General features: G+C 43.5%; 3 protein-coding genes and 1 pseudogene. 1 reads left to right on the forward strand and 3 read right to left on the reverse strand.

Going from position 1 to position 3,769, the window contains the following annotated elements; genetic code table 11:
• Positions 1-376 (forward strand): SDR family NAD(P)-dependent oxidoreductase (locus tag V7659_RS09930; protein WP_335539788.1); only part of this gene is annotated, 376 nt, incomplete at its 5' end.
• 110 nt (positions 377-486) lie between these two features.
• Here the strand turns inward: V7659_RS09930 and sdaAA are convergent.
• From sdaAA to V7659_RS09945, 3 genes and pseudogenes are all read right to left on the reverse strand, one after another.
• The gene (gene sdaAA, locus V7659_RS09935; protein WP_335539790.1) at positions 487-2,049 is read right to left on the reverse strand and encodes an L-serine ammonia-lyase, iron-sulfur-dependent, subunit alpha; all 1,563 of its coding nucleotides are present in this window, start codon (positions 2,047-2,049) and stop codon (positions 487-489) included.
• A gap of 72 nt (positions 2,050-2,121) precedes the next feature.
• Positions 2,122-3,567 carry a M20 family metallopeptidase gene (locus tag V7659_RS09940; protein ID WP_335539792.1) on the reverse strand — a complete coding sequence of 482 codons (1,446 nt, stop codon included), beginning with the start codon at positions 3,565-3,567 and terminating at the stop codon, positions 2,122-2,124.
• A 12-nt stretch (positions 3,568-3,579) separates the two neighbouring features.
• A pseudogene (locus V7659_RS09945) lies at positions 3,580-3,769 on the reverse strand (MFS transporter); the annotation flags it as partial.

Raw genomic sequence — 3,769 nt, forward strand, 5'->3', positions numbered from 1 at the left:
ATCAAGCATGGGGGGATTCCTTCCTGTGCCGCTTCAATCGGTTTACGCAGCTTCTAAAGCGGCCGTTAAAATGTTAACAGAAGGCCTTCATTTAGAGCTTAGAGATACCAATGTAGGCGTAACTATCGTCTTTCCTGGTGGAGTCGACACGAACATCGTCCAAAATGCTAGAATTGAATTAGAAGGTGCTGATAACCATTCATATAAGATGCTCAGCCCAAATGAAGCTGCTGCGATCATTATTAAAGGAATGGAAAATAAAAAATACCGAGTATTAGCTGGAAATGATGCGAAAATAATGGACTTTTTATATCGTTTAAATCCGAAAAAAGCAACAGACATCATTGCTAAAAAGATAAAAACACATTTGAAATAAGAATAACCTTTTACAAAGTCTCCGGATTCCTTATAAAAGGGGCTCCCCTTTGTTATTGGACAGCCCCTATATTATACGCCGATCATGTGGTTAAAGCACTTACTAGACAACTACTTAGTTTGAACCATGACAATTTCATCAATAATTGGAAGCTCTTTTTTTAATAAAGCTAAGACAGTTTCTTCGATTTTATTATCAATTTCGCAAACCGTTATCGCAGGACCATTAATTTTTGAACGTTCATTAGCCATGCGGGCAATGTTAAACCCTTTTTGATAAAGAATCCCCGATAACTCTGAGATAACCCCTTTTCGGTCGGTATGACGGATCACAAGTGTCGGCCGTTCGCCGGAGAATTTTAACGGATAATCATCCATTTCCTGAACCTCCACCTTGCCTCCACCCAAAGAACTGCCCAACACCTTTATAGTACGTGAAGCCCCTGATAATTCTACAAGAACGGTGTTAGGGTGATAACTTCCAAGCACCCTTTTCGTAAATTCATATTGTAAGCCCTGTTCTTCGGCAATTGCCTTTGCATTTGGAATGCCATCATCTAGAGTCGATAATCCCATAACACCTGCCAACAGCGCTAAGTCTGTTCCGTGTCCCTGATAGGTTTCAGCGAAGGAGCCCATTAATGAGAACCTTACATATAATGGTTTTTCATTCAACAGCTGGTAGGCGATATTCGCAATTCGAACAGCCCCTGCCGTATGCGAACTTGAAGGGCCAACCATTACAGGGCCGATAATTTCATAGGCACTTTGGTATTTTGCTGGACCACAGCTACTAGCTTTTTCACTGAAGATCTGTTCTTTTAATTTCTTTCCTGTTGGAGTTCCAGCAAGACCACCTATCCCCGTTTCTCTCAACGATTCAGGCATTTGCTGTCCTACCTCATGCATCACATGGACTACCTCATCCGGAGGGATGGTGCTGACTATCCCTGCTAACGCCATATCTGCTGCAGCTTGTGCTGTAATCGCATGTAAACCGTTGCGAATGATACACGGGATTTCCACCAGCCCGGCCACTGGGTCACAAACCAGCCCTAGTGAATTTTTCAAGGCGATTCCAACAGCATTTCCAACCTGAGTCGGTGTACCACCAGCCAGCTCAACAAGGGTGCCGGCTGCCATGGCTGTTGCAGATCCGACTTCAGCCTGGCACCCGCCGGCTGCCCCTGAGATTGACGCTTTATTCGCAATAACTAAGCCAAGGGCGGAGGCAGTAAACATGGACTGGACAATTTGCTTACGGGTAAATTTTCCACTGTCAAGGGCATGGACCAGTACAGCCGGCAAGATTCCTGCTGAGCCTGCTGTCGGTGTTGCCACAATCCGCCCCATCGCCGCATTTACCTCTGAAACCGCGAGCGCATTCGCTGCAGCACTTAATGTCGCAGGGTTGACAAAGGTATTCCCATTTTGGGCATATTGGTGAAGGCGGTGCCCGTCCCCGCCTGTCAAACCGGTACGGGACATAACGGGACTCATCGTTCCTTTTCGGACGGCCTCCTCCATCACTGCAAATTGCTCAGTCATTTTTTCAAGTATCGTCTCTCTAGGATCACCCTTCTGTTGTACCTCTGTATATATCATTAAATCCGCAATGGTTGTTTTCTCTTTTTCAGCAACTTCCATTAATTCTCTTAAACTCGTAAAAGTCATATGCTCACTCCCTATAAAGAAAAGGTCCTTATGCCTAAAAGCCATAAGAACCGTCCCTTTGTTTCATTTGTTTCATATTGTTTGATGTACTTTTTGTTTATATTTCGGAGGTGTAAGTTCTTTTGGAATTAGAGACTCATAGGTTTCCCCTTCAAGCCTTTCTGCTAATTCCTTCTTCGCCTTTTCAAGTAATTCCGTGTTATCAAGAGCCGCAATAGCAGTACATGCGATTGCTTTTCCAGCTAATAACATGGCATCATGGGCATAGCTTTCTTTACCTTGTGCCACAGCTTGCCAAGTATGAAACGGTGTACCAAACGCCCAGGTGGAAGTAACACATTGCGCTGTTGGTACATTCCAGCTAACATCGGCAACATCCGTAGAACCTCCCATAAATGTTTCTTTTTCAGAAAATGGGGCGATAAAGTCGGCAATCGGTCGTTCGGCTAATTGAGTAGCTCCCTGTTTTCCAACTTGTAAAGCTGCCGTACGCTTCTCCTCGTCCGTCAACGTTTCATAGATGGTTTTTGCATAGTTTATATCCTGTTCAGTAGCAAGAGGAGCTCCTATTTCTTGCATATATTGGTGCATTACCTTTTCAAGTGTCAGATTAGGAATTAAATTATGGCAGGAACCTTGAATTTCGTAATCTGCCTTTGTTTGCGTCATAAGTGCCGCACCGCGGGCACAGTCTACTACCCTGTCATAAAGCTCTTTTACTTGATATGGTTTCGGTGCCCGGATTAAATAAGTCACTTCCGCCTCAGCTTGAACGACGTTTGGAGCCAATCCCCCTGTATTGGTTACAGCATAATGAATCCGAGCTTCATCAATCGTGTGTTCTCTCATATAATTGACTCCAACGTTCATCAGTTCAACTGCGTCTAAAGCGCTTCTTCCTAAATGTGGTGCTGCACCGGCATGGGCACTTCTCCCTTTAAATTTAAAGTGTGCATGGATGACCGCATTAGCAGTGGAGTTCATAACAGCATTCATGGTGGCAGGATGCCATGAGAAGGCAGCATCAACATCTTTGAAAAAACCGTCTCTTGCCATAAATGTTTTTCCGTATCCACTTTCTTCGGCCGGACAGCCAAAATATTGTACAGTTCCAGTAAGCTTATGTTCCTTCATATAATCCTTAACCGCAATAGCTGCCGCTAACGAACCTACTCCAAGCAAATTATGTCCGCAGCCATGGCCATTTCCATTTTTCATAATGGGCTCAAACTTATGGCTGCTTGCTTGTTGACTTAGTCCTGCCAAAGCATCGTATTCACCGAGAATCGCAATGACCGGATGCCCAGATCCATAGGAGGCGATAAAGCCCGTTTCAAGACCCGCTATTCCCTTTTTTACTTCAAACCCTTCCTCTTCCATTGCTTCACAAAGCAAATCAGCTGAACGGAATTCCTCAAATCTGGTTTCTGCAAACTCCCATATTTGATCACTTAGCTGTGTAAATAAGGTGCGTTTATTATCTATTAAATTTGTAATTTTTTCTGATAGAGCAGTCAATTTTTCCATCTCCTAACTAACGTTTTTTTTGAAAGAAGGAACCTCTTTCTTAGGGCGAATTAAAAATAAAGACCCAGCACACAATAGAGCAAACATAATCAGCATAATAAAAGCAACTGTATAAGAACCGTCAAAAGCATCGACTAAAAATCCTATTAACATGGGAGTAAGTACACCAGCGAATTGTGCACCTGTATTAATA

The sequence above is a fragment of the Neobacillus drentensis genome, assembly GCF_036966985.1.
Lineage (GTDB): Bacteria > Bacillota > Bacilli > Bacillales > Cytobacillaceae > Neobacillus > Neobacillus drentensis_E.